The organism is Spirosoma migulaei, from assembly GCF_054776855.1.
Window position 1 is genome coordinate 107676 of record NZ_BAAHBG010000010.1, and the last position, 22005, is coordinate 129680.

A 22005-nucleotide genomic window follows, 5' to 3' on the forward strand; every position below is an offset into this window, starting at 1 on the left:
GACCTTTTCTTCTTCTTCTTGTGCGAGACCAGACTAAAAACGAAAATCTGTTTGGTTATTGTATGTAAAATCGAGTTCAGAATTATTTTCTATCCGTATTCTTACTCAACTGTATTCCTATTTTGCACAAACTGACTTACCATCAGATCAGGCTATTCCCCAAAAATAAGGCACTAGCTGCAAACTGCCTAACAAGAATATTGCCAAAACGATCTGAATACCTAAAATTAACCTATTTCCCGGTCTAAAATCAATAGCGAAACCGTGGTGTCCTCACAATTGGTTTTTTACGGGCATCAGGTGCTGGTAGTGCATAGCCTACTATAATTTCATGCGAGGTCGGGCTTTTTATTTGTGTTCCACTGGTTGTTACATCTAATGAATAGCCAACACGCAGGGCGTTGTTACGCATCAGATTAATACCAACAGTAGCCATAGCAGCATCCTTTAAGCGATAGCCAATGCCTGCCCATATCCGGTTATCATAGGTTCCAACGATATTAACTGATGCTACCGACCCTGTCATCCCCTGTTTCGTACTATATTGAACGAGCACAGAGGGCTGTATATCAATATTATACCCTAATCCCAAACGGTATCCTGCCGATATATACGCTTTAGGTTCAGAAACATCAGTCGAGTACCCGCTAACATAGCTGTATGTAGCCTGATTCAAGTGCGTCATGCTTACACCTATCCAATAATCAGTTGTGTTATAATAGACCCCTGCACCAATATCAGGTTTAAACTGGTTAATACGTCCGGTAGGGATAAGAGGATCATTAGGATCTGTAGCTCGAAACTGGCTAAAGTCTAGCCCACGATTAAACATGCCTGCCTGCACACCCAACGCCAGTGTTCCATTTTTCAGTGCCAACCGGTAAGCGTATGAAACTTGCACGGCCTGATTAATGGAAGGGCCATATTTATCATTCAGCGCATAAATACCAATTCCGCTCTTAATTTTTGCCAATGGCATATTGAACGAAAGTAACTGGCTGCTTTGCGCAGCACTTCCATCTCCATTACCAATTGTCTGATAACCCAGATACTGCGTTCGGTGTGTAAGTTGTAATCGGGTTACGCCCTCCGACCCGGCGGCAGCCGGATTGTAGTAGAGCGGGTTGTACATGTACAAACTAAATTGAGGGTCCTGCTGCGCTTGGGCGGTTGGAACAGCAATCGTCAGCAATAACAAGGCGTAAACGTAGAGTGTGCGAATCATACGGCCTAAACAAAATTCAGAACGGCTATTGATCAACGATGACAGCGTTCTCTTAAACAACATCACAGTTTACAACTAAACGCGTGTAAAGACAAATTATTGGCCTGTTAATAAAGGCTAAATGCCGGAAATGAGGTTATTTCTCGGTTCCGGCATTCAGTTTTCTATAACGGCAATTATTTATTAATTGTTAGCCTTTTTTAGATACAAATCTAAAGCTCCTGTCATAGAAGGTGCATTGGGTAGTGGCGCTTCAATATCAAGGGTTAAACCAGCCTCAGTAATTGCTTTGGCAGTGGTAGGGCCAAAAGCCGCCATCCGGGTTCCATTTTGATTAAAATCCGGAAAGTTGCTTAATAACGAACTAACACCTGATGGGCTGAAAAAAGCAATTATGTCATAGCTTTTTATATCCAGATCCGATAAATCCGTTGGAACAGTCTCATACATAACGGCTTCCGTAAAATGTAGGCTACTCGTATCCATAAATTCAGGAATATCATTCCGCCGGATGTTCGAACAGGGAAACAGGAATTTTTCATTCTTGTGTTTCTTGATCAGATCGAACAGTTCGGTGGCCGTTTTTGTCCCGTTAAAGATTTTACGCTTCCGAATGACGATGTATTTCTGCAAATAGTTAGCAGTCTGCTCCGAAATACAGAAGTATTTCATATCGGCAGGAACATCAACCCGGCCTTCCTGGCAAATCCGAAAAAAGTGGTCGATCGCATTTCGGCTGGTAAAGATAATAGCCGTGTGTGCCAGGATATTAATCTTCTGCCGCCGAAAATCTTTAAATGACACGCCTTCAATCTGAATGAAAGGGCGAAAGTCGATTTGAAGATTGTACTTGCTAACTAAATCAAAATACGGAGATTTCTCGTCGGCGGGTCGGGATTGGGTTACTAACATCCGGTTTACTTTCGTAAGCCGGGCCTCTGTGGATTGCATACTAGTCTCGTTCATTGAATCTCTACTCGGGTCAATAGTCAGTTGGCAGCTAACAGTTTTCTGCCGACAGTCTTTACTTATTTGCTGACTGTCAACAGCATCCTGATGACTGAAAACTCATTCATCACAGCGCAAAACGCAAACCGATGATGAGGGGAATCAATTCAACGATACAAAGGTACGAAAATAAATAAAGATTCTTGATAGGGTCTACACTACGTATGACGAAGTATAAAAGTGTTAAGCGGGCAGCATAAAATCCGATCAATGGTAATAATAGTGCATTCTGCGACCATGTAGTAGCTGATGTATTGTAAGCGAATACGGCCAGAAGAAGGGTTAGAGCCGTAAAAAACAACAAAGACGACTGTAATATTTTAAAATAATGAACGTTAACAACCTCCTGTAATTTATAGAGCCCACCCATTATTTCTAAAGCAACGTATTTACCGATCAGGCTTAGAAAGGCTACTCCGCTTAATAAAAAGAACTCACCTACCAGCCAACCCAGGTGTTGTTCACCCTGCAACAATGTTCGCGAAGCAAATACATCTAAATTACGGCTTTGAACAAAAACAATCAGATAGGCAATAACAAAGCTTAAATTAAGAGCGAACAACGTATTGGTGCTGCTCAGAGGCCTATTGATGAGAAATGAGTCATCCTGAGCCCGCATGGAGACTAAATCACGTAAACTATAAAAGCGCTGAAAAGCGCGGTGGTAAAACGTAAACAAAAAAGCATGCGAAGCCAGTAGAAACAATAACCCCAGGCCCAGAAAATTTTCATATATAGTTCGGGGACGGGGCCGTACGCTTAGGTTATCATCGCGCAGAACAACGGGTTTCTGCGTAGCAGATTTGGGGTAACCAATGAATAATTCCTTATCGGCAAGCCCTGGACTTCCATAAATAGTCAGAAATAGTTCAGGCTGATGATAGATTCGGTATAGGCTATCGATACTTAATACCTGCCAACTACCAGCACGGAGTTTTCGCTTAAGTGCTGCGTTGAGAAATAGATACCCGTCTTGCCGGGTAGATACTAGCAAATGATAATGTCGATTACTTTCCAGATCTACGTAAACGCTTACGGCCGTCTGATCGGCATGTTGTTCAATGATGTAAGGAACATAAGCTTTTGCCCGTTCATCGTATACCTGAAAATCATCGTGGAAATCGTGGACCGGATAATAACCTCCCCCCGGTCCAATGCCCGTTGTACGAGGCTGAGCAATAACGATGTCAGCTATTAAGAGAAGAATGAGTGAATTAGTGACGGTCCAACGCTTCGGTGAGTAAATGAGTGCACTAAAAAACGCATGGAGCGCTCTTGACTCATCTTGAATTCGATTACCGAAGCGTCGGACCGTCACTAATTCACTCATTCGCTCATTCACTCATTAATTTTTTCCCAACGCTTTCAGCATTGTGTCGCCAATAAGGGCAGGAGACTCAACAACATGGATACCACATTCACGCATGATGGCCATTTTAGCGGCTGCTGTATCATCGGCTCCGCCAACAATAGCACCAGCGTGCCCCATCCGGCGGCCTTTTGGGGCAGTCTGACCAGCAATGAAGCCAACCACAGGTTTACGATTGCCATCAGCTTTAATCCAGCGAGCGGCTTCAGCCTCCATGCCACCACCAATTTCGCCAATCATAACAATTGCATCGGTATCTGGGTCGTTCATGAGCAGTTCAACAGCCTGTTTGGTTGTTGTACCGATGATTGGATCACCCCCAATACCAATAGCCGTCGATTGCCCAAGACCTGCTTTAGTTAACTGATCAACAGCTTCGTAGGTAAGCGTTCCCGACTTGGAAACGATACCAATACGGCCTTTCTTAAAGATAAAGCCAGGCATGATACCCACCTTACATTCTTCGGCAGTCATAACACCGGGGCAGTTTGGCCCAATGAGCCGTACATCCTTATCGGCTAAGTAGTTTTTTACAGCTACCATGTCTTCTGTCGGAATACCTTCAGTAATACAGATGATTACCTTAATACCGGCTTCTGCAGCTTCCATAATGGCGTCAGCTGCAAAGGCAGGCGGCACGAAAATGATGGAAACATTGGCTCCAGCCTGTTCAACAGCCTGCTGAACGGTGTTGAATACGGGCCGGTCGAGGTGCGTTTGGCCACCTTTTCCAGGTGTTACGCCCCCAACAACGCTGGTACCATATTCGATCATCTGCTGGGCATGAAAACTGCCTTCCGAGCCAGTAAAGCCCTGGACGATAACTTTAGAATCTTTGTTGACTAAAACAGACATGACAGGTTTTAGAAATCGTTGGCGATACGGTTATGTAAGAAAAGACGAATAGATAAAGGGATGCGGGATTTCCTGCTGGTTCATCTATCCTTCTTGCGTCTTTAAAAGTTGGGCAAAAGTAGCCGAAACTTCGTAAATTACGTGATGATTTTTTCGCATATCCTTTCCGGCTCCATTCTGGCCGGGGCGGGCGTCGGCGTGTTCTGGCACTTTTTCGGACGCATTTCCTTATTCAACCGCCTGTTATGGGGTTTCTTTTTGCTATTAACATCGCTGGCAGCTTTGATTGGAGTAATTTATTTCGCTGGTAATGAATCGCTCGAACCGCTCCATCAATCTATGATTATACTGTCTGATAGTCTGGGAGTTGTGTGCGTCGTAACCGCCGTATACGCCCTCCTGAATCAGCGAAAACTTTCCCTGACAACGTTCACAACGACTATACTTATTGGGCTGTGTTTATTTATCAGTCTATTACTACCCGACGTACGTGTTTTTACACCTATTGTTCCTTCATTAGGTATTTTAGTTCTGATGCTGATGGCCGTATTTTCCTTACTTCAACGTAACAAACGTGGCCTCTGGGTAGTCATGGCGACAATGATGATGGGCTTAGCTACGAAAGCAGATGCCTTTAGCTCACTTATTCATCCCACCGATTTTTACCATTACGCTACAACAGTTGCCCTCTGGTTTTTCGGAAAAGCATCAGACTGGCGCGTTGGCATCGTGTAACTTATCATTACACCGAAAAAAAGGAGCGTTATCCTAACCAATCCTTTCCGCAATCAGTTACTCACTCTATCTTTTCCATATAGGAAAAAAAAGAAGCGATTAATTACTCAACGAACGTGAATTTATTGGAATTAGCACACGATCCGGTCCAGACCGCCCGAGCCGCCCGGCTTGTGTACATGAGCGACACAATGCCGGGTATTCATCGTCAGCGCGTGGGTAATCATTTTACTTACGTCGATCCCAAAGGCAACCTGCTTGAGGATGAAACAACATTAGCCCGTATCCGAAGCATGACCTTGCCACCGGCTTGGGAAAGCGTCTGGATCAGCCCCAAAGCCAATGGGCATTTACAGGCTACGGGCATCGACACCAAAAATCGGAAGCAATACCGCTACCATACAAAGTGGAACGCCATTCGGAGTGAAACAAAATTTTTCCGAATGGTGGCCTTTGGTGAAGCACTGCCGCTGCTTCGAGAGCGATTGGCCAAAGACCTGAAAACCAGTACACTTTCTCGGGAGAAAGTAATTGCTATTGCGCTCAGCGTGATGGAACAAACATTGATCAGGGTAGGAAATGCCGCCTACGAAAAAGAATATGGGTCTTATGGCCTGACAACGCTTAAAAACCGGCATGTGAAGCTCGAGGGCAATGAGGCTCGCTTTAGCTTTAAAGGCAAAAAAGGTATTTACCACGACATTACCCTCCACGATCGGCGATTATCGCGCTTGGTGAAAGCCTGTAGAGACCTTCCAGGAAAAGAGTTATTTCAATATATTGATCCAAACGGCGATCGCCACTCTATCGACTCGGGTATGGTGAATGATTATTTACACGATACGATGGGCGATGATTTTTCGGCAAAAGATTTCCGTACATGGGCCGGAACCGTGAACGCGTTACGGCTTCTAGTTGAGCTGGAGCCTTGCGATACGGAGAAAGATCTGAAGAAAAATGTAAACACGGTGCTGGACGAAGTAGCCCACCAATTAGGAAACACTCGTACTGTTTGCCGAAAGCATTATGTACATCCGCAAATTATGGAAGCCTACGAATGCCAGGATTTGAATCCGTACATCAAACAAAAAACCAGATTCCGCCAAAGCAGCCCTTTTGGACTTGACGGCGTTGAAAAATTGCTCCTGAAATTTCTGAAAGACCAGATTAAGCTGGTGAAGTAAGTGAAGTGGGTGAACTAAGTGAAGTAGATAGCGTTCACGTCTAGCAACTACTTCACTTAGTTCACCCATTTCACTTACTTACTGTCCAAGATCCTGGGTAATAGTACTACTAAGACGGAGCAATTCAATTTCAGCAGCTTTTGCACTGAATTCGGCCTCAATCAGACGGGTTTGTGCGTTGATGGCATTACGTTGCACATCGCGAAACTCAACAAAAGTGGAATTGCCTATGCGGTAACGGTCATAGGCAATCTCGACGTTCTGATTTGCTAATTGGTTATTCAATAGTTCCAGGTTTAACAGCTGTAAACTATTCTGATAAGCCTGATAGGTCTGACTCAGAGCCGTTTGAAGTTGGAGTCGCTGGTTGGCTTCCTGATCCTGAGCAATAATTGTATTAACACGAGCATTCTGAATCTGGCGTTTCAGGTTATAGCCATTAAAAATCGGAATTGAGGCAACTATGTTATAGTTAAGCGCACTAGTTCGGCCAGTTTCCACCCCAAATCCTCCCTGGTTATCCTGAAACTGGTAACTATATCCTGCCGTGGCTGTAACGAGCGGTAATTGTGCTGCATTGGCTAATTCTACATTAAGACCAACCACTGTGCGGTTAAGGACAGCCGCTGCAAGTAATGGGTTATTTGTTGTTAGCGATTGTTGAAGTGGAAGCAATTGCAAGTTTGGCCGGGCAATGATTGTGTCCCGAACGGCAAACTCCGTTTGTGGATCACGAATCAGCACATTATTTAGAACAATCTTTGCGTTTCGTAACGCCTGTTCCTGCGAAAGTAGAGCCGCACTATCGGTATTATAATCAACTTGAGCACTCAAAAAATCAACTTTCGAGCGTGTACCAACTTCGTAATTCGCCTTGGCCAGTTCCAGCCGTTCACGTGAAATATCGAGTGCCTGGCTAAAGGCTATCAGCCGTTGCAATTGGCGAACAACATCATAATAGCTGGTTGCTACACTGGCCAAGGTAGCTTCTATGTTCGCGCGGGTATTCACAGTACTTATCTGTAGCAACTGTTGAAGCTGCGTATAGACTGTCCGGCGAGAATAGCCATTGAAGATGGTGTAATTTAGGTTTAGGCCCAAATTAGACGTACGGTTAAAAATACCTCGCCCCTCTCTGGGCGCTGGCGATCCTCCAATGAATGTTTGCCGAAAATTTTGAACCCCGCCATTTGAATTACCATTAAATGTTAAGGAAGGCAAATACCCTGCGTTACCTTTTGTGTAGTTGTTTTTGGCAATCTCCTCCAGCGAACGGTTAATATGGATTTGATAGTTCTTGCCAACTGCCTGTTCAATCGCCTGTGGAAGCGTTAGTAACTCTCCCGGTTGAGGAAGAGTGGCGAGCGTAAAAGTGCGTTGCTGAGCACGTTGGATGGCATTTTGGGGCTGTTGAGCAAAGACAGAAAGAGGAAGACAAGCAAAAAGAAGCCAACTGCTGAGTTTCATTGATTCGAGGTTGAGAAGAACAAGTAAGACAAAAGTAAGAGAATCTTCAATTGGCCCGTCAGCTTATTCACCTTTCCCTTATCTTGCATACTTTCCTTGTAATCCTCATGAAACGTCTTCTACTGCTATTTTCTACTCTTTCGGCCCTATTATCAGGCTGTTCGTTCAAAAAAAAAGCTGATTTACTCGTCAAGAATGCGCTCGTTTATACGGCAGATTCAAGTTTTTCAACTGCCGATGCGTTTGTGGTTAGTGATGGAAAATTTCTGGCAGTAGGGAAAGGGCAAGCGTTTGCCGATCAATATGATGCCACCACAACAGTCGACCTTGCCGGAAAACCCGTTTACCCTGGCTTTTTCGATCCCCATTCTCACTTTCTGGGACTGGGCCAAGTACTAGATCAGGCTGACCTGGTTGGCGCAGAATCGTATGATGAAGTGATTGAACGATTAAAAACATTTTATAAAACTCACCCAAACGTACTGTGGCTTACCGGGCGGGGTTGGGACCAGAATGACTGGCCTGGTCAGGCGTTCCCAACCAAAGAAAAACTAGATGCTGCGTTCCCAACTATACCGGTCGCATTGATGCGCGTAGATGGTCATGCGCTGTTTGTGAACTCCAAAGCCCTTCGATTAGCCAATGTAACCGCCGGTTCGAAACTACCGGGGGGCGAAGTTCTCATGGAAAATGGTCAGCCAACAGGTGTATTGGTAGATAATGCCATGCAGCTCATCAAGCGTGTGATTCCAAGGCCCGATAATGCCGATAAAGCCCGGATGTTATTGAATGCCCAAAAGGCTTGTTTTGCGCTGGGACTTACGACTATATCCGATGCTGGCATCAGCCCCGATGAGATTAATCTGATTGACAGTCTGCACCGAAGCGGGAAACTCAAAATTCGGGATTACGCCATGATCAGCCTAGGGGAACCGAATCTGGATTATTTCCTAAAACGGGGACCATTCCAGACCGATCGGTTAACCGTCCGCTCATTTAAACTCTATGCCGATGGCGCTTTAGGCTCACGCGGTGCCTGCCTGCGTCAGCCCTACAGCGACCGCCCCGAAACTGGAGGGTTTCTTTTGCTTGCTCCCTCTGAACTGGAACGCGTCACAAAACTTTTGTATGCGTCTAAATTTCAGGCGAATACTCACTGTATTGGTGACTCTGCCAACCATTTGATGCTCGATTTGTATGGCAAGCTTCTAAAAGGCAAGAATGACCGCCGGTGGCGAATCGAACACGCCCAGGTTGTGTCGCCCGAAGATGTCGTGAAGTTTGGTCAGTATTCAATTATTCCATCCGTACAACCAACGCATGCCACCTCAGATATGTACTGGGCTGCCGACCGGCTGGGGCCGATTCGTGTAAAAGGGGCGTATGCGTTTAATGATCTGATGAAACAGAATAGCCTCATTGCCTTTGGTAGTGATTTTCCGGTAGAAGCGGTCAATCCCTTATTTGGGTTTCATTCGGCAGTGGCTCGCCAGGATGCTAAAAACTTTCCAGAAGGCGGCTACCAAATGGAGAATGCTGTGGATCGAAAATCGGCCTTGCTGGCCATGACCCGCTGGGCCGCGTATGCCAACTTTGAAGATCAACTGCGAGGCTGTATCGCGCCAGGCAAACAGGCTGACTTCGTGGTGCTTGATCAGGACATTATGACCGTTCCGAATCAGAAAATTCGCCAGACGAAAGTGAAACAAACCTGGATCGGTGGCGAAAGAGTATTCTAACGTTTTTTCGACAGGATTGACGGGATTCACAAGATTACAACACAGAAAAAATCTTGTGAATCCTGTAAATCCTGTCGAAAAGTCTGTCAATACACGTCCAGCACCTGATAAGTCATTTTATTGAACGTTGCTACATCACCTACCTTTCGCCCTGCCAAAGCCACTGCAATGGGAGATGCGGCCGAAATGGCGAAATAATCCTTTCCGTTGGCGGTAAGTTTACCCGCACTCATACTGACAAAAAACGATCCCCGATTCGTACTAACCAGGCAACCGGGCTGAACAGTCTCATAGTTTTTATCGATGTTCAACCGGGATAGTTCCTGACCAAGTTTCTGGGCTTCTGCTAAAAGTTGCGCGTTTCGGTCGCGTTCAAGTTGGGCCATAGCTCGCCCGGTTTCGTATTTGTCGCCTGCGCTACTTTTTGATTCTGAGTTAGCAGCCTCCTGAGCGTCTTCCATCGCCTGTCGGGCGGTGCTGATTCGCTGTTGCACATAGGCTTCGCATAGGGCGAAAAGAGCCGATTTAATTTCCTGTTGTTGATTTAGCACCTTATAAATTTCGTTTCTTCATCTCCCCTACTGCAAAATTTGCGGCCCGGGCCGTTAAGGCCATAAAGGTGATAGAGGGATTCTGCGAGCCGGTCGATGTCATGGCAGCCCCATCTGTTACAAATACATTTTTAACGCTGTGAAGCTGGTTATGAGCATTTAGCAGGGAGGTTTTCGGATCGCGTCCCATGCGTACTCCCCCCATTTCGTGAATATCAAGGCCAGGATTGCGATGGTCATCATACGGATGAATATGCTTACATCCCGATTTTTCCAGCATATCGGCCCCCTGTTCCAGAAAGTCCTTCATCACTTTTACATCATTCTCCGTGTAGCCAATAGCCGTCACAAGTTGCGGAATCCCCCACGGATCTTTTTGATCAGGACTGAGCCGAACATGGTTTTCGAAACGCGGAACGGTTTCGGCCTGCATCATCATAAACACATGCCAGGCTCCAGGGGCACTTAATTTATCTTTGAAATCAGCCCCAAAACCTTCTTGTCCGTTGCCGCGTTGCCAACCCGATCGTGCCGCACTGAAGGCTACCATATAGCCCCGCTGAAAGTCAGTTTCCTGCTTTCTGACATTTCGAAAGTTAGGCATAAATGCCGTTGTTGGCCGACGACCATAATAATAACCATCGTCGAATCCTTCATAATCGGCCACAATATTACCCCGGTAATTGTGAAAAGCTACATAATGCCCAAGCACGCCACTATCATTTCCCAAACCATTCGGGAAACGGCGGGATGTTGAATTGAGTAGTAGTAGATTGGTGTTCAGGCAAGCCGCATTGACAAAAATGATCCGGGCAAAATACTCGGTCATTTGTTTCGTATGGGCATCAATGACCCGAACGCCCGTAGCCTTTTGTTTACCCTCATCATAGATAATGGAGTGAACGACCGAATCAGGCCGGAGGGTCAATTTTCCTGTTTTAGCTGCCCAGGGGATCGTTGACGAATTTGAACTAAAATAGCCGCCATACGGGCAGCCGCGATAACATAGATGCCGTGCCTGACATTGCGCCCTCCCCTGATCAAAATGAACTTGCTTTGGTTCGGTCAGATGCGCACACCGGCCAATAATAACATGACGGTCTTTGTAGTGTTCGGCAACCCGTTTTTGAATGTGTTTTTCCACACAGTTCAGCTCCCAGGGTTTAAGAAATTCGCCATCAGGCAGGGTTTCCAACCCATCTTTATTGCCACTGATACCCACAAATTTCTCAACATGACTGTACCAGGGAGCAATATCCTCATAGCGAATGGGCCAATCGACGGCGGCTCCATCGCGGGCGTTTGCTTCAAAATCGAATTTGCTCCAGCGTTGGGTCTGGCGCGCCCAAATCAGTGATTTTCCACCTACCTGGTAACCTCGAATCCAGTCGAAGGGCTTTTCCTGGACGTACGGGTGCTCGGCATCTTTCACAAAAAACTGCTGCGTCCCCTCATCGAGCGCATAGCATTTTGTCGCAATCGGATTGGCCTGTTCAAAGGATTCAGGCATGCGGATTCGGTGCGAAAACTCCCAGGGATTGAGCGTTGCCGTCGGATAATCCACAATGTGCCGAACATCACGCCCGCGCTCCAATACAAGCGTTTTCAGGCCCTTCTCACACAGCTCTTTAGCTGCCCAACCTCCACTGATGCCTGAACCGATAACGATGGCATCGTACGTATTTTGTTTGGTAGCATCGATGTTGATGTTCATAAGCAGGTCTTTAAGTTATAAAAGTACTAAGCCCAGCTATCCATACCATACACGAAAGCATGATCTTTTAACAATAAAATTACTGTTAAAATATTTGACAATAATTTTATTGTTATCACATTTGACAATAAAATTATTGTCAAATGTGAAATATCATCGGCCAAGCTGTAGCTGGGAGCGATTTCTTTGAGCGCCCACAGGTAATCAACAAAATACGCCGGGCCATTCGTAATGGTAGCTCGGTGTATCTATCTGCCCCACGACGAGTAGGCAAAACATCCGTAATGAACTTTCTTCAGGATAATCCTGAGGCTGACCATCACTATGTATATGTTATTACGCAATCCATTGATTCGGTAGATAATTTCTACAAGGAATTAGCGAAGCAGGTCATTGATAGTCCAGCTTTCCGCACAATGTCGAAAATTACAGACACGCTAAAAAAAGTAGCGGGCGGACTATTGCAACGGATCAACCTAAAAGTTTCCATTCCGTTCCTGGACGTTTCACTCGACAAAGGAGAAGCTGTAAATTTTCAAACAGATTTTGAGAAACTACTGGAAGAGTTAGACCTGGACGGCGGAAAACTCATTATTATGGTCGATGAATTCACCGAGACAATCGACAATATCCTGTTAAAGCATAGTAAGCAGGAAGCCCGGCGGTTTCTGCAAACATTCCGTGAACTGATGCACAACCGCAAGTTGACGAACAAAGTACAATTTCTCCTGACAGGCTCTATTGGTTTGCAACCCCTGGTTAAGAAACTCGAAGCTAGTGATCTGGTTAATCAACTCCAATACATTGATATTCCACCACTTACTGAAGAAGAAGCTTGTACACTCTTCCGAAAACTCACTGAACGGGAAGGTATTCAAATTGACGATGAGACTGTTCGCTTTATCCTGCAAAAGATTGATTGGCTAATGCCGTTTCATGTACAATTATTGGTACAGGAAGTTATTGATGTCTATGAAAGCACCGGCAACCCAATTGACCATACAAAGGCTGATAAAGCCTTTCAGCAGGTGTTTCATCAGCGAAACAAAATCTACTTTGAACAGTATTACGAGCGCCTGAAAAAACGGCTCGAACCTGGTGCAGAATATCTGTTTGTGCATGACGTATTGAACCGAGCTACCGAAGAATTACCAGTAGAAAAATCCGTAGTTCACGATCTAGCCGTTAAGCATGGGCTTGCCGATAATTACAAAGCCACGGTTGAGTCGCTGGAATATGACGGTTACTTACACCAAACCGATGATACCAACGCGTACCGATTCAATTCATCCATTCTCAAATTCTGGTGGAAAAAATATGTCTGCTAATCCACAACCGCTAATTGCTACCATCTACAATCCTCACAATCAGAGTAAAGAAGCGTTGATTGCCGGGTTCATTGCCCGCAAGCAAAAATTCGAGCGGATTTTCCGGGATATTCGTGACGCGCCCATGATAAAACCTGAGCAGCATTACCTTATTCAGGGGATTCGGGGAATGGGAAAAACAACATTGCTATTACGGATTGCCTATGAAATTGACAACCTACCTGAATTACGCCAGCGCCTAATACCGATCGTATTCAATGAGGAAGAATATGGCATTAGCTCACTGGCTGATGTCTGGGAACGTACAGCCCAATACCTCGGCGAAACTGACGCATCGTTTGTTGACTTATATGAAACCATAACAAAACAATACGGCCAGGCAGAGTATGAACAACAAGCTTTTCAAAAGCTTATTGCGGCACTCCAGCAACAGAATAAAAAATTACTACTACTCATTGACAATATCGGCGATCTACTAAAAAAGTTAGATACGCAGGAAGAAAAACGCTTACGTGAAATATTACTTACGACACCAGAGCTTCGACTAATCGGCGCTACATCAGTAGCTATCGAACAAGTACATGATTACACCAAACCATTCTATGAGTTTTTCAAAATCATTCATTTAGAAGGCCTATCCAAACATGAATCCATCGAGTTGTTTTTAAAACTTGGCGAAACCTATCACTCAGAAGCAGTACAAAAGTTAATTGAACGCCAGCCGGGCCGTATTGAAGCAATCCGCCGATTAACAGGCGGAGTAATTCGAACAATGGTATTGTTATTTGAAATTTTGGTTGAAAATGATTCCGGTTCCGTTTTCCGCGATTTAGAAGTTCTACTTGACCGCGTGACGCCCCTTTACAAACACCGCATGGACGACTTACCAGCCCAGCAACAAAAAATTGTGGCCGCACTAGCTACGGCTTGGGATGCCGCAAATACAAAGGAGTTGGCCCAAGTTGTACGTCTTGAAAGCAAAGTCGTTTCTGCCCAATTGAAGCAATTAATTAATAGCGGGATTGTCGAAAAAGTAGAAACAAACTCAAAGAATCACCTCTATCGGCTCGAAGAACGATTTTTCAATATATGGTATCTTATGCGTTTTGGTCGCAAAACTGATCAGCGGGTACTATGGTTAGTGCGCTTTTTTGAAACAATGTTTGAAGGAGATGTAGAATGGATGCAGGAACGTATTATAGGTCATTTAAATGCTATTGAACTTGAAACCCTTGATCCAAAAGCCGCTCTATATTTGGCGGATGCATTTTCAAGATTAGTAAAGGATGAAGAATTTGAAGATTTCCTTAAAAAGAAGACAAGAATTTATTTAGCAAAGTTAGGAAGACATGCCCTAGCGACAGAACTATCTTATTCAACGTATGAAAGAATAGAGAAACTAATCAACTTAGAAAAGTTCAACGAGGCTTTATTATTACTAAAGCAATTAAAAAATAAAACTGAAACTACTGAATTAGACTTAATGATGTGTCATTCTGTTTTAAATGAATATGATGAGGTTGATAATCTCTTAAAAGGTTACCTTTTGATAGACATTAATCATGAACACGGCGAAAGCTATTCAAAAAAATCTGACAAAAAACTAACGACAATAATAGTAGGATTTTGTATATGTTTAGTGATAATATATTCTAAAAATGAGAAAATTACAAAGGTAGTATTAACATCTAATAGAGAGGAAGAATTTAAATTTGAGATAGCTATGAGATATTTTATCAATAGAGTAAATTCAAGAAAATTAATTGCATTAAAACTAGCACACTCCTTACCAACTATAAGTGACATTATAGATAATTTGCACAATTATAAACAGTATTTGATATGGTTAATAATAAATTTATGGAATGACAATTTCAAGAAAATACCATACACAATAGCTTTTTCAGGAAAGGAATTAACAAATCAAGAAATTACTGGGATTTTTTCTGACTTTGTTGTAAACAAGATAGAAGAAACCTATCTCAAACTCCTCCTAGCAAAAAAACAATACCACACTGCCTACAACTATTTCCAGCAGGAAGAATGGCAGCTAAAAGATCGTTTTAAGCCGCTCTATTATGCTACGTTGTTTTTCTTAAAAGACGAATACCCAACTGAGTACCTGCGCATGGGACCCGAACTGAAAGAAACCGTTGACGATATCCTGGCCGAAGTGGCACAAATGGCTATCGACTACGCTTAAGCCCACTTCCCTAACAAAATCCACCAGTTCAATAGATTTTGTAAACAACCCTTATTGCTTTGGGATTATCCAAGAAGTACAACCAAAGCAACGTTATGACACTTGACATTCCTCCCCAGCATCAGGATGTCCAGCCGGGTATTGAAGCCGCACTGGACCCACAGCCGCAGGTAATTCGGCCTTCTTACAAAGGCGCTAACAAACTAAAAGGTAAAGTCGCGCTTATTACGGGTGGCGACTCGGGAATCGGCCGGGCAGTAGCTGTTCACTTTGCCCGCGAAGGGGCCGATGTTGCCATTTCGTATACCCCCCGAGAGGACGTAGATGCGCAAAAAACCAAACAGTTAGTTGAAGCCGAAGGGCGCAAATGCCTGTTGTTGCCGGGCGATATTCGACAGGAAGCGTACTGTACGCAACTCGTAGAAGATACGGTTAACCAATTCGGGAAGCTCAACATTCTGGTCAATAATGCGGGGTTGCAGTTGCAACACCAGACGCTCGAAGAGGAAACCGACGAGGATTTGTTAGCTACGTTCGAAACCAATATCTATTCGTTTTTCCGGGTAACAAAAGCCGCGGTATCTCACTTACATAAGGGCGATACCGTTATCAATACGACCTCCGTTACGGCCTATCAGGGCCGGGCCGATTTGCTGGAATATTCCTCCACAAAAGGAGCTATTATGACCTTCACAAGAGCCTTGTCTAGTAACTTAATTGCCAAAGGCATTCGTGTGAACGCAGTTGCACCAGGACCCATCTGGACTCCGCTCAATCCTGCGTCGGTTAGTGCAGAAGAAGTAGCTGAGTTTGGCAAAGATGTACCGATGAAACGCCCTGGTCAACCCAGCGAAGTAGCCCCTACTTACGTATTTCTGGCTTCTGAAGATGCGTCTTACATTACTGGGCAGGTCATGCACCCTAACGGCGGAACAATTATAAATGCATAATGTAGGGACGCATACTTGCGTCTCACTCACACGCGTCAGCCAAAACCATCCGGATATGGAGACGCAAGTTATGCGTCTCTACAAAAAATCAACTATCATGGACCAAATGGAAATCGAAACCAAGCCCCAGCATCAGAATGCACAGCCGGGCCTGGAATATAAAATGGACCCACAACCGATCTACATTCGGGATGATTATCAGGGTTCGGATAAATTGAAACATAAAATCGCGGTCATTACCGGTGGCGATTCGGGAATTGGCCGGGCAGTAGCCATCCACTTCGCCCGCGAAGGAGCCGATTTAGCCTTACTCTATCATCCTCGTGAAGAAGAGGATGCACAGAAAACAAAAGACCTGGTTGAAGCGGAAGGGCGTCGTTGCCTGCTGGTTTCGGGCGATCTGAAAGAACTGACTTTTATTCAGGATGCTGTCGATTTGATTGTCGATACGTATGATCACGTCAATATTCTGGTCAATAATGCCGCCAACCATGTCGAGCAAACGGAGTTTACGGGAATCTCAGATCAACAGATGCGTGAAACGTTCGAGCTAAATATTCTGGCCATGTTTCGATTCACAAAAATCCTGTTGCCGTATATGACAGCGGGCGATTGCATCATCAATACAACCTCGGTTGTATCCTACCGAGGCACTGAATCATTGATCGACTATGCATCGACGAAAGGCGCTGTTACGTCCTTCACCCGCTCGTTATCGCAGAATTTATTGGAACGTAACATTCGGGTCAATGCCGTAGCGCCCGGCCCTATCTGGACTCCCCTCATTGTGGCGACGAAAACGCTTAAAGAAGTGGAAGAGTTTGGCAAAGACACCCCTATGAAACGCGCTGGTCAACCTGCCGAATTAGCCCCAGCTTACGTATTTCTGGCTTCGGAGGATGCGTCTTATTTTGCAGGTCAGGTTATCCATGTAAACGGCGGAGAGGTCGTTAATTCATAGCGATTCTACCAAGCCAATATTATCTTTATAGCCATTCTGAACGTTGTTTCGGAATGGCTTTTCATTGATGGAAACAACTGCCCATTCTCCTCTTCCCGTACCCCTACACCCCGGTCTGCCCATACTAGGCAATACCCTTGCCTTTCTGCGAAATCCGCTCAGCACACTACATACGTTGCAGCGCCAGCACGATCGTCTTGTCCATCTGCGTATTGGCGGACGGAATCAGTATCTGGTTCTTCGACCCGAGGATGTGAAATACGTTATGCAGGAAAACCACCGCAACTACGGGCGCTCACCAGCCTTTGAGATACTGAAGGTTTTTCTGGGAAATGGCTTGCTTACCAGCGACGGCGATTTCTGGCGACGGCAACGACGGCTGGCCCAACCTGCTTTTCACCGGCAGAGATTAGCTGCCCTGACAACAACCATGATTGCTGAGACGGCCAGCTGGATTGCCGAACTGAAACAGCACAACACGAAGCAGCCAGTCAATATATCGCAGGCGTTTATGGACATAACGATGCGCATCGTCTGCAAAACGCTGTTCGGGTCAGATACGACAGGCAAACTGGATGGACTCTCTAGCGCCCTCGATACCCTCAACTATCTGGCGAATAAGAAGATGTTGTCTCCAATCCGGTTTCCGTATAGCTGGCCAACGCCCGATAATGTACGGTCAAAACGAGCGCGGATGCAGGTCGACTCATTTATTTATGGCGTTATTGACCAACGACGCCAGCGTGACGAAGACAAAGATGATTTGTTGGGTATGCTGCTCAGCGCAGAGGATGAAGACACAGGCGAAAAAATGTCTGATAAGCAACTGCGCGATGAGTGTGTAACCATTTTTTCGGCAGGGCACGAAACTACGGCTGTTTCTATGGCCTGGACAATCTACCTTTTAAGTCAGCATCCCGATATACTCGCCCGACTCCAGGCCGAAAGCCGAACCGTACTGGGCGATGCCACAACGCCAGCACCCGAGGCCTTTCGTTCGCTAACTTATGCATTGCAAGTTGTTCAGGAGTCGTTACGCTTATACCCTCCTGCCTGGATCATGAGTCGGCGGGCGCATAACCCGGACCATATTGGCCCCTACACGATTCCGGCCGGTGATACGGCATTAATTTCGCCTTATCTGCTCCATAGAGACCCAGCAAACTGGCCCGATCCCGACCGGTTTGATCCCGATCGATTCGCACCGGGTGGCCCTAAAGAACAACTTCATTCGTATGCGTATCTGCCCTTTGGCGGAGGACCCCGACTATGTATTGGAAATCAATTTGCACTGATGGAAATGCAGATTCTGTTAGCCATGCTGGTACGTTCGTTTGAATTTACGCCTGTCGTAAATCAGCGCATCATTCCTAATCCATTAATCACATTACGTCCAAACCAAGCCGTTCGCATTAATTTATTGTGAATTTTCATTTATACTTTTTAAAGAACTTTAGTAAGCAGCCGTTCCACGCTCCCACTAAAAAGCTATACAGTCAAGCCGTTACCTTCTATTAGGCAAAAAGACCGTGAAACACAGTTGCACCTTTCATAGGTAGTATTGACTTTGTGGTCCTAATAGCCAAACTTAGACAGTCCATTGATGTTCTAATTTCAGTTCACTTTAAATGCGACACAATGAGACTACAAATGCACGCCGTTAGATTCACGGCAGATCAGAGCCTGTTAGATTTTATCCAGGCTAAGCTTGATAAGCTAGACACTTTTCATGATCGTATTATCAGCGGAGAAGTGTTCTTAAGGCTAGAGGGGGCAGACTCCAACAAAGTCAAAGAGAAAATCGTCGAAGTACGACTGATGATTCCAGGCAAGGAAATTTTCGTGAAGGAACACGATAAAAGTTTCGAAAGCGCAACCGACCGGGTAATGGATGTCCTAAAAGATAAACTCGTTCGATTTAAACAAAAACGAAACGATATTTCCAGTCCTGCCATTGCAGAGGCCACATCCCGGGTAGAAGCTGAAGACGAAGTTTTTGAGCCCGATGAGTTATAACTAACTAATTTCTTTATAAATCAGAAAGCCACCCCCAACGGAGTGGCTTTCTGATTTTAGTAGCTTAGGTGGAAACCTTCGTAGCTTTTTACAGCCCAAAAGCGGCTTTAACCTGATCGACAAAATCGAGTTTTTCCCAGGTAAATAACTCAACTTCAACTTCTTTAATATTCCCGTTCGACCCAAAGGTCTTTTTAACGATCTCGTTTTTACGACCCATATGTCCATAGGCAGCCGTTTCCGAATAGATCGGGTTGCGTAGCTTTAACCGTTGCTCAATTGCATATGGACGCATGTCGAAGATCTCGCTTACTTTTTCAGCAATAGCACCATCATGCATATCCACCTTGGCAGTACCATAGGTATTCACATATAAACCACAAGGTTTAGCAACCCCAATGGCATACGACACTTGAACAAGAACCTGTGTGCAAAGACCTGACGCTACTAAGTTTTTGGCAATATGACGGGTTGCATAAGCAGCCGAACGGTCTACTTTCGACGGATCTTTACCTGAGAAAGCACCACCACCGTGGGCACCTTTACCACCATAGGTATCAACAATGATCTTACGGCCTGTTAAACCCGTATCGCCGTGAGGACCACCAATTACGAACTTACCGGTTGGGTTGATGTAATACGTGATGTTATCCGTAAACAGGCTGTGCAGTTCAGCTTTCTGAGCGGCTTTAACCCGTGGAATCACAATATTGATGATATCTTCCTTGATTTGGGCCAGCATCGTTGCGTCGTCAGCAAAATCGTCGTGCTGAGTCGAAACCACAATGGTATCAATCCGGATAGGTTGATCATCATCCGAATACTCAATCGTCACCTGCGACTTGGCATCCGGCCGCAGATAAGGCATTAACTCGATCTCATTATTTCGAATCACTGACATTTCACGCAGGATGGCATGGGCCAGATCCAACGGCAATGGCATGTAGTTATCGGTTTCATTGGTGGCATACCCGAACATCATACCCTGGTCACCAGCACCTTGTGCATTAGCACGTGTCTCGAAATCATCATTGGCAACCTCACGGTCAACGCCCTGATTGATATCGGCAGATTGATCATGCAAAGCAGAGAAAATACCGCACGAATTAGCCTCGAACATATATTCACTCTTGGTGTAACCGATTTTACGGATCACCTCCCGTGTGATTTTTTGAACGTCTAAATAAGTATCAGTTTTGATTTCGCCAGCCAGCACAACCTGACCCGTTGTAACAAGCGTTTCGCAGGCTACCTTGCTGGATGGATCAAACGCAAGGAAATTATCAATCAGTGCGTCGGAGATTTGGTCGGCGACTTTGTCGGGGTGTCCCTCGGAAACAGACTCAGAAGTGAAAAGATACGGCATTGCGCTATCCGGATGGTATGACTTAGTTAAAGTCACAAATCTACAAGTTTCTGGGCAGGGGGCAAGTAATTACAAGACAGCTTCTTTGTTATCCAGCTATTTTACGCCGTAGCACGGCAAAGAATGCCTTTAAAAACGGCCAGAACGGCATGGTAGCAAATAATTGAATCTCTTCAGAAAAACGAGTATCCTCGTCTAAAAATGTAAAGACACGCCGTGGGTTCTCGGTATATACTCGTGTAAAAATATCGTCGGCCGGATGCCGGTGCTTCTCCAGCACATTTAGAAAGATGCTGTCGTAAAGTTTAAATCTTCGCTTAAACCAGGGTACGGTTCGTTGTGGCTTACCGGTTTCAACCAGACATTGAACTATGTCCTGCAAGCAACGCTGCGTGCGGTGAAAGGTGTACCCGGTAGACGGCTTGGTAAATCCCCCCGACGTACCAATTCTGACAATATGTTCCGAAGGATTTTCCTGCGTTGGCTCGTCTGACATTGGAATAACGCCATACTCAGTTTCGCGAATTTGATACCCACCCGTTTCTATAAACTGGTCGATATACTTACGAAGTTCTTCATCATATTCTTGATCGGACAAAAGTGTTGAGTTAAACAATGTATACTCAATCAGGGCGGTCTTTTCATCGAAAGGCAACACGTACATAAATCGGCAATCTCCCTGCTGATCCACCCGAAAGTCCATAATTTCAGGGCGTTTTGGGTCAAAACATGGCGTTGATGTTGTAATTACCCAGCCTTTAAAATGCTGTAGGAGATTATGATTTTCGGGCTGATCTAACTTAAGGGCAAACGTACTATCAAATACGTAATTTGCGATGTAAGGTTCGTCATCAGCAATAACGAAGCCGCCTTGGGGAGTATCTTTTATGCGTTGAATTGTTGCCTGTTTTCGCTCAATAGTAGGCCACTTAGCTAGTTCAGCTTCCATAAACGCATAGAAGTCGATACTCCGCAGCATTTTATATTGATAAGGGCCCATGTCGAGCATACCCGAATAGGTGGTACCATGAAAGGAGATTGATTTCCAGGTACGAAACAAAATAGACTCAAAGGGTTGTGATCGAGTCAGTAGGCCCTCAGACTGGTCGGTCTGAGTTGTTAGTGGCCCACGCTCCCAAAAGCACCAGGTCCGGTCGTTCTGGCTTTTCGGTTCACGGTCCAGGATTAGAATACTTCGGTCGCGTAATGGAGATTGAAGCAGATAATACGCCAAGCTCAAGCCGGCCATGCCTCCCCCTGCGATAATGAAATCGTATTTTTTCATGCAGCAAAGAAAAAGTCCGGGCCGTTGGTCCGGACTCTGTCCTTATAAA

General features: G+C 45.1%; 18 protein-coding genes. 9 read left to right on the forward strand and 9 right to left on the reverse strand.

Features of this window, described 5'->3' with window-relative positions; genetic code table 11:
- Positions 1 to 250 precede the first annotated feature (250 nt).
- The 4 genes from ACYVGO_RS11035 to sucD form a co-directional block, all read right to left on the reverse strand.
- Positions 251 to 1225 carry a PorP/SprF family type IX secretion system membrane protein gene (locus ACYVGO_RS11035; RefSeq protein WP_460969311.1) on the reverse strand — a complete coding sequence of 325 codons (975 nt, stop codon included), beginning with the start codon at positions 1223 to 1225 and terminating at the stop codon, positions 251 to 253.
- Between the two features lie 183 nt (positions 1226 to 1408).
- Complete coding sequence (locus tag ACYVGO_RS11040; RefSeq protein WP_142771519.1) at positions 1409 to 2191, reverse strand: uroporphyrinogen-III synthase; 783 nt, start codon at positions 2189 to 2191, stop codon at positions 1409 to 1411.
- A 109-nt stretch (positions 2192 to 2300) separates the two neighbouring features.
- Complete coding sequence (locus ACYVGO_RS11045) at positions 2301 to 3563, reverse strand: DUF4271 domain-containing protein (protein WP_460969312.1); 1263 nt, start codon at positions 3561 to 3563, stop codon at positions 2301 to 2303.
- A 15-nt stretch (positions 3564 to 3578) separates the two neighbouring features.
- A complete protein-coding gene (sucD, locus tag ACYVGO_RS11050; protein WP_142771517.1) occupies positions 3579 to 4457 on the reverse strand; it encodes a succinate--CoA ligase subunit alpha in 879 nt (292 codons plus the stop codon).
- 144 nt (positions 4458 to 4601) lie between these two features.
- Here sucD and ACYVGO_RS11055 point away from each other — a divergent pair, with 144 nt between their 5' ends.
- Entirely contained in the window at positions 4602 to 5192 is a 591-nt protein-coding gene (locus ACYVGO_RS11055; protein ID WP_460969313.1) for a DUF6962 family protein, read from the forward strand.
- A gap of 116 nt (positions 5193 to 5308) precedes the next feature.
- A complete protein-coding gene (locus ACYVGO_RS11060) occupies positions 5309 to 6376 on the forward strand; it encodes a DNA topoisomerase IB (protein ID WP_460969314.1) in 1068 nt (355 codons plus the stop codon).
- 78 nt (positions 6377 to 6454) lie between these two features.
- On the opposite strand, the gene ACYVGO_RS11065 is transcribed toward ACYVGO_RS11060, so the two are convergent.
- Entirely contained in the window at positions 6455 to 7843 is a 1389-nt protein-coding gene (locus ACYVGO_RS11065) for a TolC family protein (protein WP_142771514.1), read from the reverse strand.
- A gap of 107 nt (positions 7844 to 7950) precedes the next feature.
- Here ACYVGO_RS11065 and ACYVGO_RS11070 point away from each other — a divergent pair, with 107 nt between their 5' ends.
- The gene (locus tag ACYVGO_RS11070) at positions 7951 to 9582 is read left to right on the forward strand and encodes an amidohydrolase (RefSeq protein WP_460969315.1); all 1632 of its coding nucleotides are present in this window, start codon (positions 7951 to 7953) and stop codon (positions 9580 to 9582) included.
- 86 nt (positions 9583 to 9668) lie between these two features.
- Here ACYVGO_RS11070 and ACYVGO_RS11075 read toward each other — a convergent pair whose 3' ends face one another.
- Together ACYVGO_RS11075 and ACYVGO_RS11080 are read right to left on the reverse strand one after the other, a co-directional pair.
- Entirely contained in the window at positions 9669 to 10133 is a 465-nt protein-coding gene (locus ACYVGO_RS11075) for a 3-oxoacyl-ACP synthase (protein ID WP_246859456.1), read from the reverse strand.
- Position 10134: 1 nt separating this feature from the next.
- Positions 10135 to 11847 carry a GMC oxidoreductase gene (locus ACYVGO_RS11080; protein WP_460969316.1) on the reverse strand — a complete coding sequence of 571 codons (1713 nt, stop codon included), beginning with the start codon at positions 11845 to 11847 and terminating at the stop codon, positions 10135 to 10137.
- 155 nt (positions 11848 to 12002) lie between these two features.
- On the opposite strand from ACYVGO_RS11080, the gene ACYVGO_RS11085 reads away from it, so the two are divergent.
- The 6 genes from ACYVGO_RS11085 to ACYVGO_RS11110 all read left to right on the forward strand — a co-directional run bounded on the left by ACYVGO_RS11085 (position 12003) and on the right by ACYVGO_RS11110 (position 19305).
- Positions 12003 to 13175 carry an ATP-binding protein gene (locus ACYVGO_RS11085; protein WP_460969779.1) on the forward strand — a complete coding sequence of 391 codons (1173 nt, stop codon included), beginning with the start codon at positions 12003 to 12005 and terminating at the stop codon, positions 13173 to 13175.
- A complete protein-coding gene (locus ACYVGO_RS11090) occupies positions 13108 to 15378 on the forward strand; it encodes an ATP-binding protein (RefSeq protein WP_460969317.1) in 2271 nt (756 codons plus the stop codon). Before ACYVGO_RS11085 ends, ACYVGO_RS11090 begins: the two co-directional genes overlap by 68 nt.
- A 59-nt stretch (positions 15379 to 15437) precedes the next feature.
- Positions 15438 to 16328 (forward strand): SDR family oxidoreductase, encoded by an 891-nt coding sequence (locus tag ACYVGO_RS11095; RefSeq protein ID WP_460969318.1) that lies wholly within the window; start codon positions 15438 to 15440, stop codon positions 16326 to 16328.
- 97 nt (positions 16329 to 16425) lie between these two features.
- Positions 16426 to 17289 (forward strand): SDR family oxidoreductase, encoded by an 864-nt coding sequence (locus ACYVGO_RS11100; protein WP_460969780.1) that lies wholly within the window; start codon positions 16426 to 16428, stop codon positions 17287 to 17289.
- A gap of 67 nt (positions 17290 to 17356) precedes the next feature.
- Positions 17357 to 18715, forward strand: a complete 1359-nt coding sequence (locus tag ACYVGO_RS11105) for a cytochrome P450 (RefSeq protein ID WP_460969319.1) — start codon at positions 17357 to 17359, stop codon at positions 18713 to 18715.
- 212 nt (positions 18716 to 18927) lie between these two features.
- Positions 18928 to 19305: an HPF/RaiA family ribosome-associated protein gene (locus ACYVGO_RS11110; protein ID WP_142771506.1), complete on the forward strand. Its 378-nt coding sequence runs from the start codon at positions 18928 to 18930 to the stop codon at positions 19303 to 19305.
- Positions 19306 to 19393: 88 nt separating this feature from the next.
- Here ACYVGO_RS11110 and metK read toward each other — a convergent pair whose 3' ends face one another.
- Together metK and ACYVGO_RS11120 are read right to left on the reverse strand one after the other, a co-directional pair.
- On the reverse strand, positions 19394 to 20671 hold the full coding sequence (gene metK / locus ACYVGO_RS11115) for a methionine adenosyltransferase (RefSeq protein WP_460969320.1): 1278 nt from the start codon (positions 20669 to 20671) through the stop codon (positions 19394 to 19396).
- Positions 20672 to 20759: 88 nt separating this feature from the next.
- Positions 20760 to 21956 carry a lycopene cyclase family protein gene (locus ACYVGO_RS11120; protein WP_460969321.1) on the reverse strand — a complete coding sequence of 399 codons (1197 nt, stop codon included), beginning with the start codon at positions 21954 to 21956 and terminating at the stop codon, positions 20760 to 20762.
- Between the last annotated feature and the right edge of the window lie 49 nt (positions 21957 to 22005).